Annotated in this window: 18 protein-coding genes, 1 tRNA gene and 1 pseudogene; 7 read left to right on the forward strand and 13 right to left on the reverse strand. The window is 68.2% G+C overall.

Translation table 11 applies throughout. The annotated features are described in order from the left end of the window. Positions 1 to 193 (forward strand): hypothetical protein (locus ACTZWU_RS16385; RefSeq protein WP_444738436.1); only part of this gene is annotated, 193 nt, incomplete at its 5' end. An 84-nt stretch (positions 194 to 277) separates the two neighbouring features. After that, positions 278 to 670, forward strand: coding sequence for a hypothetical protein (locus tag ACTZWU_RS16390; RefSeq protein ID WP_444738437.1), 393 nt, complete (start codon positions 278 to 280; stop codon positions 668 to 670). Here the strand turns inward: ACTZWU_RS16390 and ACTZWU_RS16395 are convergent. Then, positions 665 to 741 (reverse strand) — tRNA-Met (locus tag ACTZWU_RS16395). The two genes, ACTZWU_RS16390 and ACTZWU_RS16395, sit on opposite strands and share 6 nt — an antisense overlap. Before the next feature lie 166 nt (positions 742 to 907). Next, entirely contained in the window at positions 908 to 2,230 is a 1,323-nt protein-coding gene (gene gltX / locus ACTZWU_RS16400) for a glutamate--tRNA ligase (protein WP_444738438.1), read from the reverse strand. Positions 2,231 to 2,308: 78 nt separating this feature from the next. Between gltX and ACTZWU_RS16405 the strand changes: the two genes are divergently transcribed. After that, positions 2,309 to 2,716 carry a metallopeptidase family protein gene (locus ACTZWU_RS16405; RefSeq protein ID WP_304617993.1) on the forward strand — a complete coding sequence of 136 codons (408 nt, stop codon included), beginning with the start codon at positions 2,309 to 2,311 and terminating at the stop codon, positions 2,714 to 2,716. Continuing rightward, positions 2,713 to 3,666, forward strand: a complete 954-nt coding sequence (locus ACTZWU_RS16410) for a 1-phosphofructokinase family hexose kinase (protein WP_444738439.1) — start codon at positions 2,713 to 2,715, stop codon at positions 3,664 to 3,666. The genes ACTZWU_RS16405 and ACTZWU_RS16410 overlap by 4 nt, the downstream gene beginning before the upstream one ends. Positions 3,667 to 3,717: 51 nt before the next feature. Here the strand turns inward: ACTZWU_RS16410 and ACTZWU_RS16415 are convergent, their stop codons facing one another. Continuing rightward, entirely contained in the window at positions 3,718 to 4,044 is a 327-nt protein-coding gene (locus tag ACTZWU_RS16415; protein WP_101752457.1) for a DUF6280 family protein, read from the reverse strand. Positions 4,045 to 4,403: 359 nt separating this feature from the next. Between ACTZWU_RS16415 and efp the strand changes: the two genes are divergently transcribed. Further along, entirely contained in the window at positions 4,404 to 4,967 is a 564-nt protein-coding gene (efp, locus tag ACTZWU_RS16420; RefSeq protein WP_304617991.1) for an elongation factor P, read from the forward strand. A 130-nt stretch (positions 4,968 to 5,097) separates the two neighbouring features. On the opposite strand, the gene dinB is transcribed toward efp, so the two are convergent. From dinB to ACTZWU_RS16435, 3 genes are read right to left on the reverse strand one after another with little or no spacing between them, the layout of a single operon-like run. Further along, entirely contained in the window at positions 5,098 to 6,213 is a 1,116-nt protein-coding gene (gene dinB / locus ACTZWU_RS16425) for a DNA polymerase IV (RefSeq protein WP_444738440.1), read from the reverse strand. Beyond that, entirely contained in the window at positions 6,210 to 6,932 is a 723-nt protein-coding gene (gene ygfZ, locus ACTZWU_RS16430) for a CAF17-like 4Fe-4S cluster assembly/insertion protein YgfZ (protein ID WP_444738441.1), read from the reverse strand. The genes dinB and ygfZ overlap by 4 nt, the downstream gene beginning before the upstream one ends. Next, positions 6,929 to 8,650: an ABC transporter ATP-binding protein gene (locus ACTZWU_RS16435; protein WP_444738449.1), complete on the reverse strand. Its 1,722-nt coding sequence runs from the start codon at positions 8,648 to 8,650 to the stop codon at positions 6,929 to 6,931. The genes ygfZ and ACTZWU_RS16435 overlap by 4 nt, the downstream gene beginning before the upstream one ends. A gap of 277 nt (positions 8,651 to 8,927) precedes the next feature. Here ACTZWU_RS16435 and ACTZWU_RS16440 point away from each other — a divergent pair, with 277 nt between their 5' ends. Further along, the gene (locus ACTZWU_RS16440) at positions 8,928 to 10,100 is read left to right on the forward strand and encodes a pyridoxal-phosphate-dependent aminotransferase family protein (protein ID WP_444738442.1); all 1,173 of its coding nucleotides are present in this window, start codon (positions 8,928 to 8,930) and stop codon (positions 10,098 to 10,100) included. A gap of 24 nt (positions 10,101 to 10,124) precedes the next feature. Here ACTZWU_RS16440 and copM read toward each other — a convergent pair whose 3' ends face one another. From copM to ACTZWU_RS16455, 3 genes are all read right to left on the reverse strand, one after another. After that, on the reverse strand, positions 10,125 to 10,514 hold the full coding sequence (gene copM / locus ACTZWU_RS16445; protein ID WP_444738450.1) for a CopM family metallochaperone: 390 nt from the start codon (positions 10,512 to 10,514) through the stop codon (positions 10,125 to 10,127). 65 nt (positions 10,515 to 10,579) lie between these two features. After that, a complete protein-coding gene (rsmD, locus tag ACTZWU_RS16450) occupies positions 10,580 to 11,167 on the reverse strand; it encodes a 16S rRNA (guanine(966)-N(2))-methyltransferase RsmD (protein WP_444738443.1) in 588 nt (195 codons plus the stop codon). Continuing rightward, on the reverse strand, positions 11,164 to 12,366 hold the full coding sequence (locus ACTZWU_RS16455; RefSeq protein WP_444738444.1) for an NAD(P)/FAD-dependent oxidoreductase: 1,203 nt from the start codon (positions 12,364 to 12,366) through the stop codon (positions 11,164 to 11,166). Before ACTZWU_RS16455 ends, rsmD begins: the two co-directional genes overlap by 4 nt. 78 nt (positions 12,367 to 12,444) lie before the next feature. Between ACTZWU_RS16455 and ACTZWU_RS16460 the strand changes: the two genes are divergently transcribed. Next, the gene (locus ACTZWU_RS16460) at positions 12,445 to 12,930 is read left to right on the forward strand and encodes a peroxiredoxin (protein ID WP_444738445.1); all 486 of its coding nucleotides are present in this window, start codon (positions 12,445 to 12,447) and stop codon (positions 12,928 to 12,930) included. Between the two features lie 78 nt (positions 12,931 to 13,008). On the opposite strand, the gene ACTZWU_RS16465 is transcribed toward ACTZWU_RS16460, so the two are convergent. From ACTZWU_RS16465 to ACTZWU_RS16480, 4 genes and pseudogenes are all read right to left on the reverse strand, one after another. After that, positions 13,009 to 14,151 (reverse strand): GNAT family N-acetyltransferase, encoded by a 1,143-nt coding sequence (locus ACTZWU_RS16465; RefSeq protein ID WP_444738446.1) that lies wholly within the window; start codon positions 14,149 to 14,151, stop codon positions 13,009 to 13,011. A 110-nt stretch (positions 14,152 to 14,261) separates the two neighbouring features. Next, the gene (locus ACTZWU_RS16470; RefSeq protein WP_444738447.1) at positions 14,262 to 15,011 is read right to left on the reverse strand and encodes a glycerophosphodiester phosphodiesterase family protein; all 750 of its coding nucleotides are present in this window, start codon (positions 15,009 to 15,011) and stop codon (positions 14,262 to 14,264) included. After that, positions 15,011 to 15,466, reverse strand: coding sequence for a RidA family protein (locus ACTZWU_RS16475; protein WP_444738448.1), 456 nt, complete (start codon positions 15,464 to 15,466; stop codon positions 15,011 to 15,013). Before ACTZWU_RS16475 ends, ACTZWU_RS16470 begins: the two co-directional genes overlap by 1 nt. A 49-nt stretch (positions 15,467 to 15,515) precedes the next feature. Continuing rightward, positions 15,516 to 16,331, reverse strand: a pseudogene (locus ACTZWU_RS16480) (chromosome segregation protein SMC); the annotation flags it as partial.

Raw genomic sequence — 16,331 nt, forward strand, 5'->3', positions numbered from 1 at the left:
GGAGCGCCGGCTGGTGGTCGATGAAAAATCCGTCGAGGCTTTCTCCGATCAGTTTATTTCCGCTGCGGATCTCGCCCGTGCACTGCGACGCGACACAGCCAATCTATGCCGTGAACTCTACAAGGACGGAATCGAGCCGCTCATTTTTGATGGCGACAATCGGATCATCTTTCGTCGTCAGGATGTTAGTTGAAAGGGATGTGATGACGCGATCGTATATGCGCAGGCTGGCTAGCGGCTAGAATTATGAAACCGCTCCCTCGGAGCGGTTTTCCTCATGTCCAGTGCGGACAGAATATGTGGCAAAAATGGAAGAGCCACTGCACAGATGCAAAATAAAATCTTTGATTTTGTTGATTTTTTTATTGCAGCAATGGAACAACTATGCGGCACGTTTCAATCCTATCATGTCAGAAGGATGACAGCAGCGAACCCGTCGCTGCCGGCGTTTGCGAATTCCTTTCGCAGGTTCGGGGTGCGCATCCCCTGCCGACAAGCGCATCGCTGCGTTGCAAAAGCGTTTCGAATGGTTGATCGCAGCCGCCCCTGCGACCAGTTGGCGCAAGTCGCAAGGCAGGGCCTGAAAAATGCTCAAATGCGCGGCAACTGGCAGCCAGCATCAACTAGCCTCATGCCATTCCAGGGACTTCAGCAGGGGGAATCGTGGTAGCGGAGGAGGGACTTGAACCCCCGACACGCGGATTATGATTCCGCTGCTCTAACCAACTGAGCTACTCCGCCACGGTGAGGGCGATCTAAGGGACCGGCGGGGTGGCGTCAAGCGCTTTTCGACCGAAATCTGGGCGCTTGGCGCGGTTTGTCGAATGGGCGGTCCGGCCTGCCCATCCATGCGCCGCGGCGGGGGGTGCGGGGGGCGGCAAGCCCCCCGCAACGTCGCGGGACGCGATCAGGGGCGCGCTTTCACCACGCGCAGCAGCGGCATCACTTCGGACATGTCCGGGCCATGCGCCTGCCCGGTCACGGCCTTGCGCAGCGGCATGAACAGCGCCTTGCCCTTGCGGCCGGTGGCTTCCTTGACCCGGGCCGTCCATTCGCCCCAAGTCGCGTCGGTGAACGGCCCCTCGGGCAGCAGGGTCATGGCCTCGGCCACGAAATCGGCATCCTCGGGGTCGATCTGCGGCTCGGCGCCTTCGCTGAAGATGCGCCACCAATCGGCCAGATCGTCCAGCCGGGTGATGTTCTGCGAGGCGACGCGCCAGAACCGCTCGGCCTGATCGGCGGGCACGCCAAGCGCGGCGATCCGGTCTGCAACCTGATCGAAGGGCAGAGCCTGGTTGCGCTCTCGCGTCAGCGGCCACAGGTCCTCGGCATCGAACTTGGTGGGCGAGGCGCCGAACTGGCCCAGATCGAAGCTTTCGGCCAGATCGTCCAGCGAGGCCAGCCCCACCGGCACGCCCGATCCCAGCCGCGCCATCAGCGAGATCAGCGCCTCGGGCGCCACCCCCGCCTCGCGCAGGTCCTTCAGCGACAGCGCGCCGATGCGCTTGGACAGCTCTTCGCCCTTGGCGCCGGTCAGCAGCGAATGGTGCGCGAATGCCGGAGGCGTGCCGCCGATCGCCTTGATGATCTGGATCTGCGTCGCCGTGTTCGTCACATGATCGGACCCGCGCACGATATGCGTCACGCCCATGTCGGTGTCGTCCACGCTGCTGGCGAAGGTGTACAGCACCTGACCGTCGGCGCGGATCAGCACCGGGTCGCTGACCGAGGCCGCGTCGATCGAGATGTCGCCCAGGATGCCGTCATGCCATTCGATCCGCTCCTGCTCCAGCAGGAAGCGCCAATAGCCCTCGCGGCCCTCGGCGCGCAGGCGGTCCTTGTCGGCATCCGACAGCGACAGGCCGGTGCGGTCATAGACCGGCGGGCGGCCCATGTTCAGCAGCTTCTTGCGCTTGAGGTCCAGTTCGGTCGGGGTCTCGAACACCTCATAAAGACGGCCCGACGCCTTCAGCGCCTCGGCCTCGGCGCGGTAGCGGTCCAGCCGCAGGGACTGACGCTCGACCCGGTCCCAGTGCAGGCCCAGCCAGTCGAGATCGCGCTTGATGCCATCGACATATTCCTCCTTGCTACGCTCCTGGTCGGTATCGTCCAGGCGAAGGATGAAGGTGCCGCCGGTCTTGCGGGCGATCAGATAGTTGAACAGCGCGGTGCGCAGGTTGCCCACATGGATGTGGCCCGTGGGCGAGGGCGCGAAGCGAGTGATGGTCATGGGACGTCTCCTGTTGGCATCGCTCTTTCACAGGCGGCGCTTTTTGTCCATATCAGGGGCTGAACGCAGGAGGCGCGAATGACCGATTGGGACGGGCTGACCCCCCCGGATGCAGCCGAGATCGAGGCGATGGCACGCAGCGCATTGACCGGCCTGCCTGCCGAATTCGCCGAGGGCGCGGCGGGCGTCGCCATCCGCGTGGCCGAATTCGCCCCCGACGACGTCCTGGACGAATTGCAGATCGACGACCCGTTCGAACTGACCGGCCTCTATGACGGCGTGCCGCTGACGGAAAAGTCGGTCAGCGACCAGCCGGGCCAGCCCGACATCATCTGGCTTTATCGCCGCCCGATCCTGGACGAATGGGCCTCGCGCGGGGATGTCTCGCTTGGCGATCTGGTCGTGCATATCGTCACGCATGAGATGGCGCATCATTTTGGCTGGTCGGATGACGACATCGCCCGCATCGACAAGTGGTGGGAATGAGCGGCCAGGCCCCCATCCTGACGGTCACGCTGAACCCGGCGCTGGACCTGTCCACCGCCGCCGACAGCGTGGTTCCCGACCTCAAGCTGCGCTGCGACAAGCCGGTCATGGACCCGGGCGGCGGCGGCATCAATGTCAGCCGCGCCATCAAGATCATCGGCGGGCAATCCACCGCGATGGTCGCGCTTGGCGGCGCGACGGGCGCGCGCATGGCCGACATGCTGCGCGATGCGGGCCTTGACGTGCTGCGCCTGACCGCGCCGGGCGAGACGCGCCAGTCTCTGGCCGTCACCGACCGGAGGACCGGCGGGCAATACCGTTTCGTGATGCCGGGGCCGGAGTGGCACATGACCCAGCTTGCCGGCACCATCGCCGCCATTGCCGAGGCCGCGCTGGCCGGGGGCTGGGTGGTCGTGTCGGGGTCGAACCCGCCCGGCATCGCGCCGGGATTCGAGCAGATGCTGACCGTGCGCCTGAAGGACGGGCGCGCCAAACTGCTGGTCGATACGTCGGGAGAGGCGCTGATGGCGCTGGCGGGGTCGTCGATCCCGGTTGACGTGCTGCGCATGGACAGCCACGAGGCCGAGGGTCTGGCAGGCCGACCCCTGCCCCGGCGCGAGGACAGCGCCGAATTCGCGGCCGGGCTGGTCCAGCACGGTGCGGCGCGGTCGGTGATCGTGGCACGCGGCGCCGACGGGTCGGTGATCGCGGGGCCAGAGGGCGCATGGCACGCGGCGGCGGCCAAGGTGGATGTCGTCAGCGCCGTGGGCGCGGGCGACAGCTTCGTGGCGGGCTTCGTTCTGGCGATGGCGCGCGGCTGGCCCGCGCAAGAGGCGCTGGCCCTTGGCACCGCAGCGGCCTCGGCTGCGGTGATGACGCCCGCGACGCAGCTTTGCAATGCCGAGGATGTGCGCCACTTCTATTCGCAGCGCGTGATCACGCGGCTTTGACGCAAAAGGCCGCCCAGAGGGGCGGCCGTTGATACGCGGATGCAGGCGCGATCAGGCGGCTTCGGCCTCGTCAGCCTCGGCGGCCATGCGACGCTCGCTTTCCTCACGCGACAGCGCGACCGAGGTGCGCACGCCCTTGGACACGAATTCCATCAGCCCCTTGACCACACGCTCGTTCGGGTCGATCCCGGCGCAGGACAGCACTTCGCGGCCGTCGCGCGACCGCGCCCACCGGGCGATCTGCTCGGGGCCGTTGCCATATTTCTTGTCGTCGGCAATGGCATCGTCCAGAGCCGCCAGCACCACCGCCGCAAACAGCTTGCGGGCACGCTGGCCTTGTTCGAAATTGAAAGCCGAGCCGTCAACAAAATCGCGCATCATTTTCGTCCATCTCTGCGGCCACCTTGGGCAAAGGAGGCCTTCGGGGCATGTTTGGCATGTCCCTGGTTATCATTCCGTTTCTCCGACGGGAGCGACAGCCTTAGCCTATCGCGCCGCCGATTCGGTATTCCTGCCGCCGCATGTCTGCCATGTCCTTACTGCATGTCATGCAAAGACAGGGCAAAAACTTTCGCATTTTGGGGCCTGCGGCGCGATTTTGCCGCAGGGCATCCCTTGACAACGTCACAAGCCCGATTTGGTTGCCTCATACCGCAGGCCCCGATATAGGGGCGCCAAGCGGTCGTTCAACGCCCCGGGCGACCTGATTTTTTCCGCAAACCGACGAGACCCACCCCATGCCCAAGATCAACGGCAACGAAATCCGCCCCGGCAACGTGCTGGAACATGACGGGGGCCTCTGGGCCGCCGTGAAGGTCAGCCATGTGAAGCCCGGCAAGGGCGGCGCCTTTGCCCAGGTCGAGATGAAGAACCTGCGCGACGGCCGCAAGCTGAACGAGCGTTTCCGGTCGGAAGACAAGGTCGAGCGCGTGCGTTTGGACCAGAAGGACCAGCAATTCCTGTATGAAACCGACGGCAAGCTGGTGTTCATGGACAGTGAGACCTTCGAGCAGACCGAGCTGGATGCCGAGCTGCTGGGCGACCGCCGCCCCTTCCTGCAGGACGGCATGACCGCCACGATCGAGTATTACGGCGAAGAGGCGCTGTCGGTCTCGATCCCGCAGAAGGTGACCTGCACCGTCGCCGAGACCGAGCCGGTCGTGAAGGGCCAGACGGCGGCGAACAGCTACAAGCCCGCGATCCTGGACAATGGCGTGCGCATCATGATCCCGCCCTTCGTCGGCGAGGGCGAGCAGATCGTCGTGAATACCGAATTGTTCGAATACAGCGAACGCGCCTGACCTCGGCCTTTCGACGTCACCTGAGAGCCCCGCGCAGCACCTTGCGCGGGGCTTTTTGCGTCCCGCGACCGCCGGGGGTTTTCCACCCCCGGACCCCCGGAGGATATTTGCACCAAGGCAAAGGGGCCCATCAGGCCGGGTCGCCGAAGAGGTCGAGTTGCACGGTCACCCGGTCATCGCTGTCGAAATGCGACAGGGTGATGCCCAGAAGGCGGGCGCCGCGGGGGTCGGGCAGGACCGTGGCGGCCAGATCGCGGGCGAGCCCGAGGAGCTGGGGCTCGGATGCGACGGGTTGCGGCAGGGTTCGGGCGCGGGTGATCTGCTGGAAATCGGCGAACTTGACCTTGAGCGTGACGGTGCGGCCGCGCATCTCGTGGCGGGTCGCGGCGGACCAGACCTTGGCGGCCAGCGGGGCCAGCGCCTCGGCCGCCTGATCGAGGGTCATCAGGTCGGCGGAATAGGTGTTTTCGGCGCCGATGGATTTGCGGATGCGGTCGGGGCTGACGCGGCGGTGGTCGATGCCGCGCGAGATGTTCCAGTAATAGCTGCCGGACTTGCCGAAATGGCGTGTCAGAAGATCGAGGCTTTGGGCGCGCAGGTCGGCGCCCGTCTGGATGCCCATCGCCTGCATTCGCGCCGCCGTGGCCGGGCCGATGCCGTGGAACTTGCCCACCGGCAGGGACAGGACGAATTCGGGGCCGCGTTCGGGGGTGATGACGCAGAGCCCGTCGGGCTTGTTCTGGTCGGAGGCCAGTTTCGCGAGGAACTTGTTGTAGCTGACGCCCGCGCTGGCGGTCAGGGCGGTCTGTTGCCGGATGCGGGCGCGGATCTCTTGTGCGACGGCGGTGGCGGTGCGGCCTGCGAGGTGGTCGGTCAGGTCCAGATAGGCCTCGTCCAGCGAGAGAGGTTCCACCAGCGGCGTGTAATCGGCGAAGATCGCGCGGATCTGCTGGCTCACGGCGCGGTAGGTGTCGAAGCGGGGGCGCACGAAGATCAGGTCGGGGCACAGGCGCGCCGCGCGCAGCGAGGGCATGGCGGAGCGCACGCCGAAGGTGCGGGCCTCGTAGCTGGCGGCGGCGACGACGCCGCGCGCAGCCGAGCCGCCCACCGCCACCGGCTTGCCGCGCAGGTCGGGATTGTCGCGCTGTTCGACCGAGGCGTAGAAGGCGTCCATGTCGATATGGACGATCTTGCGCGGGCGTTCCTGCGCGTCATCGGGGCCGGAAAGGTCGGCCCTGCGGCTCATGTGTCGGGGTCGAGCCGCGCCCCTGCGGCATCCATGCCGGGCGCCAGCCGGTCGAAGCGGACATGGGCCAGCGCGCGGCCGCCCGATTGCGTGTGCAGCGTGCCGACCTCGCGCCCCTCATGGGTGATCGGCGTGCCGGGCGCGGCCTCGCCCGTGATCCGCAGGCGGGCAAGGCCCTTTCGCAGTTCGGTCTTGTGCTTCATGCGGGCCGTGACCTCTTGCCCGACATAGCAGCCCTTGCGGAAATCGACGCCGTTCAGGCGCTCGAACCCGGCTTCGAGGATGTAGGTCTCGTTCGGGATCAGCTCGGCCAGGGTTTCGGGGATCAGGTGTTCGACCCGGATCGCGTCCCAGTCGCTGCCATCCTCGCCCGCCTCGCCGTAAAGGCGCCAGCCAAGCGCGGGGTGGCGCGGATCGGGGATGGCATTTTCGGGCGCGGCACCCGTGCCACGGGCGACCGGCATGTCCAGCGCGTCCAGCGTCACCCGCGAGCGCAGGCGATACATCGAAAGCCGCCGCATCAGGTCATCGGCCAGCCGCGCATCGACGTCGATCAGCAGCGCCTCGGGGGCGGGCACGATCAGGAAATCGGCCAGATACTTGCCCTGAGGGGTCAGGATCGCCGCCCAGCAGGGCGCGCGGCGCACGTCGTTGGTGACGAGGCCTTGCAGAAAGGTCTCGCGGTCCTCGCCGGTGACGCGGATGATCTGGCGGTTCATGTCTCGGCTCCGAATTGCAGGGCGACAAGGCGGGCATAGGTGCCGCCCTTTGCCATCAACTGGTCATGGCTGCCCTGTTCGACAACCCGCCCGGCATCCAGAACCACGATCTTGTCGGCGTTGCGGATGGTGGACAGGCGGTGCGCGATGACCAGCGTGGTGCGCCCCTGCGCCAGCCGGTCCAGCGCGTCCTGCACCAGCCTTTCGCTGGCCGTGTCCAGCGCGCTGGTCGCCTCGTCCAGCAGCAGCACGGGGGCGTCGCGCAGGATTGCCCGGGCGATGGCGATGCGCTGGCGCTGGCCGCCCGACAGGGCCGAGCCGCGCGGCCCGGCCGGGCTGTTGAGGCTGCGCGTCTCGTCGAGGAAATCACTGACATGGGCGGCGTCCAGCGCGCGGGCCAGATCGGCCTCGCTGGCCGAGGGGCGGCCCATCAGCACGTTGTCGCGCAGGCTTTCGTCGAACAGCGCCGATTCCTGAGCCACGGTCGAGAACTGGTCGCGCAGCACGCCCAGATCGTAGTCGCGCACCGGAACGCCGCCCAATGTCACCTGCCCGCTTTCGGGGTCGATCATGCGGGTCAGCAGGTTGAACACGGTGGATTTGCCCGCCCCCGACGGGCCGACCAGCGCGGTGGTGCAGCCCGCCTCGGCGGAGAAGGTCAATCCGCGCAGGACCGGCTGGCCGTCATAGGACAGCCACACATCGTCCAGCGCGATGGCGGTATGTGTCGGCGGTTCGAGCCGCGGGCCGGACACGACGGTCGGCTTCGTGTCGAAGACCTGATAAATCCGTTCCAGACTGGCCGCCGCCGTCTGCCAGATGCCCGCCAAGCCCCCAAGGCGCCGCATCGGCTGGAAGGCCAGCGCCAGCGCGGTGAAGAAGGCCATGAAGTCGCCGACGCTGCGCGTGCCTTCCATCACCTCGCGCCCGCCAAGGGCCAGCACCGCGATGAAGCCGATGCCCGTCACGATATCGGTCAGCGCCGGGATGACCGAGGATGTCGCCGCGACTTTGGTTTCGGCCTGCCGGATGCGGCCGACGATGGCGGCGAAACGCGCGGTCTGGTCGGCCTCGGCCCGGTTCAGGCGGATCGAGGCGATGCCGTGCAGCACCTCGTCCAGACGCATGGCGCGCAGGCTGGCATTGGCGCGGGTCTGGCGCATCTTGCGGCGGATGTAGCGCTGCACCAGCGCGGCGGGCAGGATCAGGATCGGCGCGCCGATCAGCGCGGCCAGCGTCCACCACGGGTCGATGTTCACCGCCACCGCGAACAGCATGACCAGCGCGATGGCGTCCCGCGTGGCCCCGGTGATCAGCGAGGCCCAGACGCCCTGCACGGCCATCGTGTCGCCCTGCACGCGCTCGATCATGGCGCCGGGCGGGTTGTCGCGGAAAAAGCGGCTGTCCAGCGTCAGGATATGCGCCAGCAGGTCCGTCTGCATCCGGGTCGAGACCGACAGCGAGATCCGCGTCAAGAGCGCCCGGCTTGAGACCAGCGTGACCGCGCGCAAAAGGAACACCCCGAAGATGGCCGTGCCGACCCACCACAGCGCGCCTTCCTCCTGTCCGATGAAGACCCGGTCGAACAGGGGCTTCAGCATCCACGAGATCAGCGCAAGGGTCGAGCCCTCGACCGTCATCAGCGCGAAGGCCAGGATCATCGCCGCGCGGTGCGGGTGCAGGTAGTCGTTCCACAACCGCCGCAGCAGGCCCTGCATCTGGCTGGACCCGATCTGCGGCTGTGCGACCGCATGGGGCGCAGGCGGGGTCGGGGTCGGCGTGGGGGCCGGTGTCTTGGCGGGCATGTCGGAACGGGGGTCCAATCCTCGGGCCTTTCCTTCTGGGCGCGCATTCCGGGCGCGCCGCGCGTCCCAAGGCATAACGGCCCGGTCGGCAGGCGGCAAGGCGGCTGCCCCGGCGGGCGGCACCATCCCCCCGTTGACGGCGCACGCGCGCGGCCCTACCGATTCTGCACGATGTGAAGGAAAGCCGCGCATGAGCCTGTCCCAAGGTCACGAAATCATTGCCATCCCCGGCCCCTCGCCCCTGCCGATGCGGGTGCTGAACGCGGCGCACCGCGCCTCGCCCGATATCTATGCCGAGCCTCTGGCCGAACTGAACCTGTCGGTCATGGCGCAGCTGAAGCGGCTGGCGGGCACGCAGGCGCATCTGGCGCCCTATATCGGCAACGGCCATGCCGGGTGGGAGGCCGCCGCCGCGAACCTGTTCGACAAGGGCGACGCGGTTCTGGTCGTCACCTGCGGCCATTTCGGCCGGTCTTGGGCCGACACGCTGGAAACGATGGGCATTGCCGTCGAACGGCTGGACTTCGGCAACCTGCCGCCCGACCCCGCCCGGATCGCGGCGCGACTGGACGAGGACCGGCAGCACCGGTTGCAGGCGGTGATGGTCTGCCAGACCGACACGGCCAGCGCGACCATGGCCGACATCCCCGCGATCCGCGCGGCGATGGGCGATCACCCGGCCTTGCTGGTCGTCGATGCCATCGCCTCGCTTGGCTGCGCGCCGATGCGGATGGACGAATGGGGCATCGATGTGCTGATCGCGGCCAGCCAGAAGGGCCTGATGTGCCTGCCCGGCACGGCCTTTGTCTGGTTCTCGGACAAGGCCGCCGCGCGCGGGCGCAGCGACCTGACGACGCCCTACTGGGATTGGCACCTGCGCGCCGGGGCCGAGGCGCTGTGGCGCTTCTGGGGCGGCACGCCGCCGGTCCAGCAGGTCTATGCGCTGGACGAGGCGCTGCGGATGATCCTGGACGAGGAAGGTCTGGAGGCCGTCTGGCGCCGCCACGCGCGGCTGGCCCGCGCGGTCTGGGCGGCGGTCGATGCCTGGGGGGCGGGCCATCCGGCGATCCGGGCCAGCGTGGCGGATGCGGCGGCGCGGGCGGCCTCGGTCACGGCGGTGACGCTGCCCGGCGCCGACCGGCTGCGGGCCTGGGTCACGGCGGAATGCGGCGTTACGCTTGGCGTGGGCCTTGGCGCGGCCGATCCGGCAGGCGCGCTGCGCGTGGCGCATATGGGCCATTGCAACGCGGCGATGCTGATGGGAACGCTTGGCGCGATGCAGGCCGGGCTGATCGCGCTGGACATCCCCCACGGCACCGGCGCGCTGGAGGCCGCCGCCGCCTCGCTGGCCCGCCGCGACTGATCGGCGCGCGTGATCGGCGCGGCCCTACTGGGCCGCGTCCTCGGCCGTCATCCGGTCAAGCCATTCGCGCATCAGGGCGATCTCGGCCTCCTGCGCCTCGATGATCTCGACCGCCAAGGCGCGGATTTCGGGATCGGTGCCGTGGTCCAGAACGATCTGGGCCATGGCCACCGCGCCTTCGTGATGCGGGATCATGCCACGCAGAAAGTCGATATCGGCGTCACCGCTGTATTCGATGGCCATGTCCTCGTGCATCTTGTCCATCGCCTCGACATAGGCGCGGGTCGAGGGCGTGGCGTCGCCGTCATGCGCCGCATGGGCGCCGTTGTCATGGCCGGCATGGGAATGATCCTGCGCGGACAGGGGCGCCGCCATCGCGGCCAGCAGGGCAAGGGTCAGGGCGGGTCGTATCATCGTCATGGTTCGTCCTCCTGCGGGCAGCGTGGCGGGCAGAAGCGATGCCCGCAAGCCGGGCGCCGTCACATTTCCGTGCTACCCTCGCCCTCGGGGGGCAAGCGCAGCAGCGTAACGACAGTGCTGCCGTAACTGCGCTGATCCAGCAGGCGCGCCCATCCGGGCAGGCGCGGAGGGCGGCTTTCCTCCCACAAGATGGTCGCGCCGGGGGCGATCCAGCCGCCCTGATGCGCCGATTCCAGCGCGGCCTCGCCCAGACCCTGACCATACGGAGGGTCCAGAAAGACCAGATCATGCGGCGCCCCCTCGGCCGCGCCCAGCCGCGTCGCATCGCGCGCGACCAGCCGCGCCCGATCGGTGCAGCGCGCCAGTTTGAGGTTCTGCCGAGCAAGGCCCTGCGCCGCCCGCCCCTCATCGACCAGCGTCAGATGCGCGGCCCCGCGCGACAGGGCCTCGATCCCCAAGGCGCCCGTCCCGGCAAACAGGTCCAGCACCCGCGCGCCGGGCAGAGGATTGCCGTGGCGACCATTGACCAGCAGGTTGAAGATCGATTCCCGCACCCGGTCGGTCGTGGGCCGCAGATGCGCGGCGGGATCGCCCGCACCCAGTTCGGCCAGTTTCAGGCCGCGCAGGCTGCCGCCGACGATCCTCATGCCAGCAGCGCCTTGAGATCGGGGACCCCGGCGACCTGATCGGGCGCAGGGCTCTGCCCGGCCTCGATCAGGCGCTTGCCGATCATGTAGGCGCGCGGATCGTTCAGCGCATCGACCGAGATCAGCCGCCCCTGCCGGTAATACCAGACCGAGCCCGCATGATCGCCCGAACCGGGGCGCGTCACGATCTGGTCATGGCCGGTATTCAAACCCGCGATCTGCAGCTTGGCGTCGAACTGATCCGACCAGAACCACGGGCGCAGGACCAGATCGCGCCCCTGCCCCAGCATGTCGTCGGCCACGCATTCCGCCATGTCGATCGCCGCACCGACGCTTTCCAGGCGGACCTGCGCGCCCTCATGCGGCAGGCTGGCGCAATCGCCCGCCGCCCAGATGCCCGGCAGCGAACAGCGCCCGCGCAGATCGGTGCGGATACCGTTCTCCAGCGCCAGACCGGCGGCCTGGGCCAGATCCGTGCGCGGCAAGACGCCGATGCCCTGGATGACCAGATCGGCCTCGATCACCCGCCCGTCGTTCAGAGCAACCCCGGTCGCCCGGTCGGTGCCGGTGATCTGGGTGATGCCCACGCCCTCGAGGATCCGCACCCCATGCGCCAGATGCAGCGCGCGGATCATGTCGGCGGTCTCGGCCGAGGCAACACGGCCCAGAATGCGCGGCGCCGCCTCGATCAGCGTGACCTCAAGGCCCAGCTTGCGCGCGACGGCCGCGGCCTCCAGCCCGATATAGCCGCCGCCGATCACCACAAGCCGCGCCCCCGCGACCATCAGCGGCGCCAGCGTGTCGATATCGGCCAGATCGCGCAGCACATGCGCGCCGGGCAGATCGCCGCCCATCGCGGCAGGCAGCCGCCGCGGCGCGGCCCCAAGCGTCAGGCCAAGCGCGTCGTAATCCAGAACACCGCAATCCGTCGTGACCCGGCGCGCCTGCGGATCGACCGCCAGCGCGCGCTCGCCCAACCGCAGTTCGATCCCCTGCGCCTGCCACCATTCGGGCGCGCGCAGGGTCAGCCGGTCCAACCCCATCTGCCCCAGCAGATAGGCCTTCGACAGGGGCGGGCGCTGATAGGGCGGCACGGATTCCGCGCCGATGACCGTCAGCGTCCCCTCATGGCCCTTGGCGCGCAGCCGCGCCGCCATGGAAGCAGCCGCCTGTCCGGCCCCGATGATCACGATCCGCATCCGCTGTCCTGCCCGCTGGTCTCGATGTGCGGCGCAGCCTATAGTCCCCGCGAATCCGTTGCAATTCAGGAGCGTGCAATGACCATCACCACCGGAGACAAGCTGCCCCAAGGCCAATTGCTGCGCGTCGGCGAGAACGGCCCCGAAAGCCTGTCCACCGACAGCATGATGCAGGGGCGCGTGGCGCTCTTCGGCCTGCCGGGCGCCTTCACCGGCACCTGCACGAACGCCCATATGCCCAGCTTCGTGCGCACCGCAGACGCGTTCCGCCAGAAGGGCATCGACCGGATCATCTGCATCGCGGTGAACGACCCCTTCGTGGTCAAGGCCTGGTCCGACGCGACCGGCGCCGAGAATGCCGGGATCGAGGTCCTGGCCGATGCCGATGGCAGCCTGACAAAGGCGCTCGGCCTGAACTTCGACGCGCCCCCGGTCGGCTTCTTCGGCCGCTGCAAGCGCTTCGCCTCGCTTCTGCGCGACGGCACGTTCGAGGTGATCGACGTCGAGGACAGCCCCGGCAGCTGCGGCATCAGCGCGGGCGAATCGCTCCTCGAAAAAGCCTGACGCAAAAGTCCCCCTGTCCTTGCCTTGGTGCAAATATCCTGCAGGGGGGTCTGGGGGGACGCAAAGTCCCCCCCGGCCTCACCCCCCGGTATCGCCCTTGCGAAAGGGCGTGAACCCGGCCAGGGCCTCGATCTCGTCGGCCATGGCGCGCCGCTCCTGCGCCAGATAGTTCGCCAGCGCCTGCAGGAAGCCGCCATCGCGGACCCAGTGCAGCGAATGGATCGGCATCGGCTCGTATCCCCGCGCCAGCTTGTGATCGCCCTGCGCCCCGGCCTCGACCCGCGCCAGACCATGCGTGATCGCATGGTCGATCGCCTGATGATAGCACAGCTCGAAATGCAGGAAGGCGTGGTCCTCGACGCAACCCCAATAGCGGCCATAGATCGCGTCGGGGCCGAGGAAGTTCAGCGCGCCGGCGATGGGCTGGCCGTCGCGTTCGGCCAGCACCAGCAGCACCTCGTCGCGCATCGTGTCGTGGATGCGGTCAAAGAAGGCGCGGGTCAGATAGGGCTGGCCCCATTTCCGCGCGCCGGTATCCTGATAGAAGCCCCAGAACGCGTCCCAGTGATGGGGCCGCAGATCATCGCCGCGCAGATGCCGGATCGTCCCGCCGAAAGCCTGCGCGCGGGCGCGTTCCTTGCGCAGATCCTTGCGCTTGCGCGAGGACAGGGCGGCCAGAAATTCCTCGTAGCTGCCATAGCCGCGATTAATCCAGTGATATTGCTGCGTCACGCGCGGCAGGAAACCGGCCTCGGCGCCCAGGCGCGATTCCGCCTCGGTGCAAAAGGTCACATGCGCGCCCGAGACCTGCAGCTTTTCGGCCAGCCCAGTCAGCCCCTCCAGCAGGGCCGCGCGCATCGCGTCGTCGCGGGCCAGAAGCCGGGCGCCGCTGGCTGGCGTGAAGGGCACGGCGCATTGCAGCTTGGGATAGTAATGCCCGCCCGCGCGCATATAGGCCTGCGCCCAGGCATGGTCGAAGATGTATTCGCCCTGGCTGTGCGATTTCGCATAAAGCGGCGCCGCGCCGACGATGCGGCCGCCCTGCTCCAGCGTCAGATGCAGCGGCTGCCAGCCCGTCCCCGTCCCGACCGAGCGCGACTGCTCGAGTGCAAGCAGGAAACGGTGCGAGGTGAAGGGATTGCCGTCGCCCAGCCCGTCCCAATCCTGAGGGTCGATGGCGGCGATCGAGGAATGGGTGCTCAGCGTCAGCGCGTCGGTCATGGGCCGAAGATAGGACGGACGCGCGGCATTGTCAGGCCCCGGCGACAGGGCCCCGGTGTGGCGGGGCGCCGCAATCGGGCGCCCCGCCGGTTCATGGGCAGATTGCCCGCCTAATATGCGGCGCGGTAGCCTTCGAAGGTGACGTTCTGCGCGATGCGGCGGGCGGCCTGTTCCTCGGCCTCGGAGCGGATCGTCCAGGTCAGGATGCCCGCCCCGGCGGCGCGCAGCGCATCGACGCGCGGATTGTCCAGATCGTCCTTGTCATGCGAGATGAAGGACGCGCCCACCGCGTCGTAATCGGCAATCGCGGCCAGTTCGTCTCGGCGGGCGGGGGAAACGCGCGCCCAGTCCTTTTCGTCAAAGGCGCAGGTGGTCAGCCCGACCGCGACATCCGGCGCAGCCTCGCGGAAGGCCGCGATCATGTGCGGGTTGAAGGACATGACCGCGACCGGGCCGTCATAACCTGCCAGAGCCTCGGCCACACGGGCGGACAATGCGCCCACGTTCGGCCCGCAGGCGCCGTCCTGATCCTTGATCTCGATCAGCAGCGGCACGCGGCCCCCGATCAGGTCCAGAAACTGCCGCAGCGTCGGCACGGGCTCGTCCGTGCCAAGCAGGCGCAGCCCGGCCAGCGTGGCCGCATCGGTGGCGGCGATGAACCCCTGCGCGCCGGTCAGGCGGTGCAGCTGGTAATCGTGAAAGACCAGCGGCTCGCCATCCGGGCCGGGCTGGATGTCGCATTCGATGCCGTATCCCGCCTCGATCGCGGCGCGGGCGGCGGCAAGGCTGTTTTCCGGCACGCCCGGCGCGTGCAGGCCCCGATGCGTGATCGGGACCGTCAGGAAGCGGGGGTCCAGCATCAGCGGACCTCGAAGATCGCTTCGATCTCGACCGCGACGCCGAAGGGCAGCGAGGGCGCCGAGACGGCGGCGCGGGAATGGCGCCCGGCATCGCCGAAGACCTCGACCATCAGATCCGAGCAGCCGTTGATGACCTTGGGCTGGTCGGTGAAATCGGGGGTCGAGTTGACAAAGCCGGTCAGCTTGACCACCCGCGTGACGCGGTCCAGATCGCCCACGGCGGCCTTGAGCTGCGCGATCAGCGCCAGCCCGCAGCGGCGTGCGGCGGCGGCACCGTCCTCGACACTGGTGCCGTCACCCAGCTTGCCGGTGATCAGGCCGTTCTCGTCCGCGCTGATCTGGCCCGAGACAAAGACCAGGTTGCCGCTCTGGACGAAGGGGACGTAATTCGCGGCGGGCATGGGGGCCTCGGGCAGGGTGATGCCTTTTTCGGCAAGGGTTTTCTCGACGCTCATGATGTCCTCGCGTTGGTTCGTGATCGGGCCGACCCTAGCGCGGGCGGGCTCAGGCGACCAGAGCCTCGGCGCGTTTCAGATCGACGCTGACCAACTGGCTGACGCCCTGTTCCACCATCGTCACGCCGAACAGCCGGTCCATCCGCGCCATCGTCACCGCATGGTGGGTGATGATCAGGAACCGCGTGTCGGTGCGGCGGGTCATCTCGTCCAAGAGGTCGCAGAAGCGGCTGACATTCGCGTCGTCCAGCGGCGCGTCCACCTCGTCCAGCACGCAGATGGGCGCGGGGTTGGCCAGGAAAACCGCGAAGATCAGCGCCATGGCGGTCAGGGTCTGCTCGCCCCCCGACAGCAGGCTGAGGGTCGAAAGCCGCTTGCCCGGCGGCTGGCACATGATTTCCAGCCCCGCATCCAGCGGGTCGTCGGATTCGACCAGAACCAGCCGCGCCTCGCCGCCGCCAAAGAGCGTGGTGAACAGCGTGGCGAAATTCGTGTTGACCGTCTCGAAGGCGGCCAGCAGGCGTTCGCGGCCCTCGCGGTTCAGGCTGCCGATCCCGGCGCGCAGTTTGCGGATGGCCTCTTCCAGATCGGTCTTTTCGCCCGCCAGCTGGTCACGCTCGGACTCAAGAGCCAGCTTGTCCTCGTCGGCGCGCAGGTTGACGGCGCCTAGCGCGTCGCGGGCCGCGCGCAGGCGGGCGATCTCGGCCTCAAGGGTCTCGGCGGGGCGGTCGTCGATCTGGCCCAAGGCGGCCAGCAGGGCCTCGGGGGTCTGGTCGGTGTCCTCGGCGATGCGGGCGCGGGCCTGAGCCTCGGCCTCGCGGGCGGCCTCGGCGCGGGCCTCGCGAGCGGCGCGGGCCTCGCGCGC

The organism is Paracoccus sp. NSM, assembly GCF_052379855.1.
GTDB lineage: Bacteria > Pseudomonadota > Alphaproteobacteria > Rhodobacterales > Rhodobacteraceae > Paracoccus.

Bases quoted from the DNA above. Each gene is read 5' to 3' on its own strand.
- ACTZWU_RS16440 (WP_444738442.1), top strand. From the start codon at position 8,928: ATGAGCCTGTCCCAAGGTCACGAAATCATTGCCATCCCCGGCCCCTCG.
- ACTZWU_RS16475 (WP_444738448.1), bottom strand. From the start codon at position 15,466: ATGAGCGTCGAGAAAACCCTTGCCGAAAAAGGCATCACCCTGCCCGAG.
- gltX (WP_444738438.1), bottom strand. From the start codon at position 2,230: ATGACCATCACTCGCTTCGCGCCCTCGCCCACGGGCCACATCCATGTG.
- ACTZWU_RS16410 (WP_444738439.1), top strand. From the start codon at position 2,713: ATGAGCGGCCAGGCCCCCATCCTGACGGTCACGCTGAACCCGGCGCTG.
- copM (WP_444738450.1), bottom strand. From the start codon at position 10,514: ATGATACGACCCGCCCTGACCCTTGCCCTGCTGGCCGCGATGGCGGCG.
- ACTZWU_RS16455 (WP_444738444.1), bottom strand. From the start codon at position 12,366: ATGCGGATCGTGATCATCGGGGCCGGACAGGCGGCTGCTTCCATGGCG.
- dinB (WP_444738440.1), bottom strand. From the start codon at position 6,213: ATGAGCCGCAGGGCCGACCTTTCCGGCCCCGATGACGCGCAGGAACGC.
- ACTZWU_RS16460 (WP_444738445.1), top strand. From the start codon at position 12,445: ATGACCATCACCACCGGAGACAAGCTGCCCCAAGGCCAATTGCTGCGC.
- ACTZWU_RS16435 (WP_444738449.1), bottom strand. From the start codon at position 8,650: ATGCAGGGCCTGCTGCGGCGGTTGTGGAACGACTACCTGCACCCGCAC.
- ACTZWU_RS16415 (WP_101752457.1), bottom strand. From the start codon at position 4,044: ATGCGCGATTTTGTTGACGGCTCGGCTTTCAATTTCGAACAAGGCCAG.
- ACTZWU_RS16465 (WP_444738446.1), bottom strand. From the start codon at position 14,151: ATGACCGACGCGCTGACGCTGAGCACCCATTCCTCGATCGCCGCCATC.
- ACTZWU_RS16390 (WP_444738437.1), top strand. From the start codon at position 278: ATGTCCAGTGCGGACAGAATATGTGGCAAAAATGGAAGAGCCACTGCA.
- efp (WP_304617991.1), top strand. From the start codon at position 4,404: ATGCCCAAGATCAACGGCAACGAAATCCGCCCCGGCAACGTGCTGGAA.
- ygfZ (WP_444738441.1), bottom strand. From the start codon at position 6,932: ATGAACCGCCAGATCATCCGCGTCACCGGCGAGGACCGCGAGACCTTT.
- ACTZWU_RS16405 (WP_304617993.1), top strand. From the start codon at position 2,309: ATGACCGATTGGGACGGGCTGACCCCCCCGGATGCAGCCGAGATCGAG.
- rsmD (WP_444738443.1), bottom strand. From the start codon at position 11,167: ATGAGGATCGTCGGCGGCAGCCTGCGCGGCCTGAAACTGGCCGAACTG.
- ACTZWU_RS16470 (WP_444738447.1), bottom strand. From the start codon at position 15,011: ATGCTGGACCCCCGCTTCCTGACGGTCCCGATCACGCATCGGGGCCTG.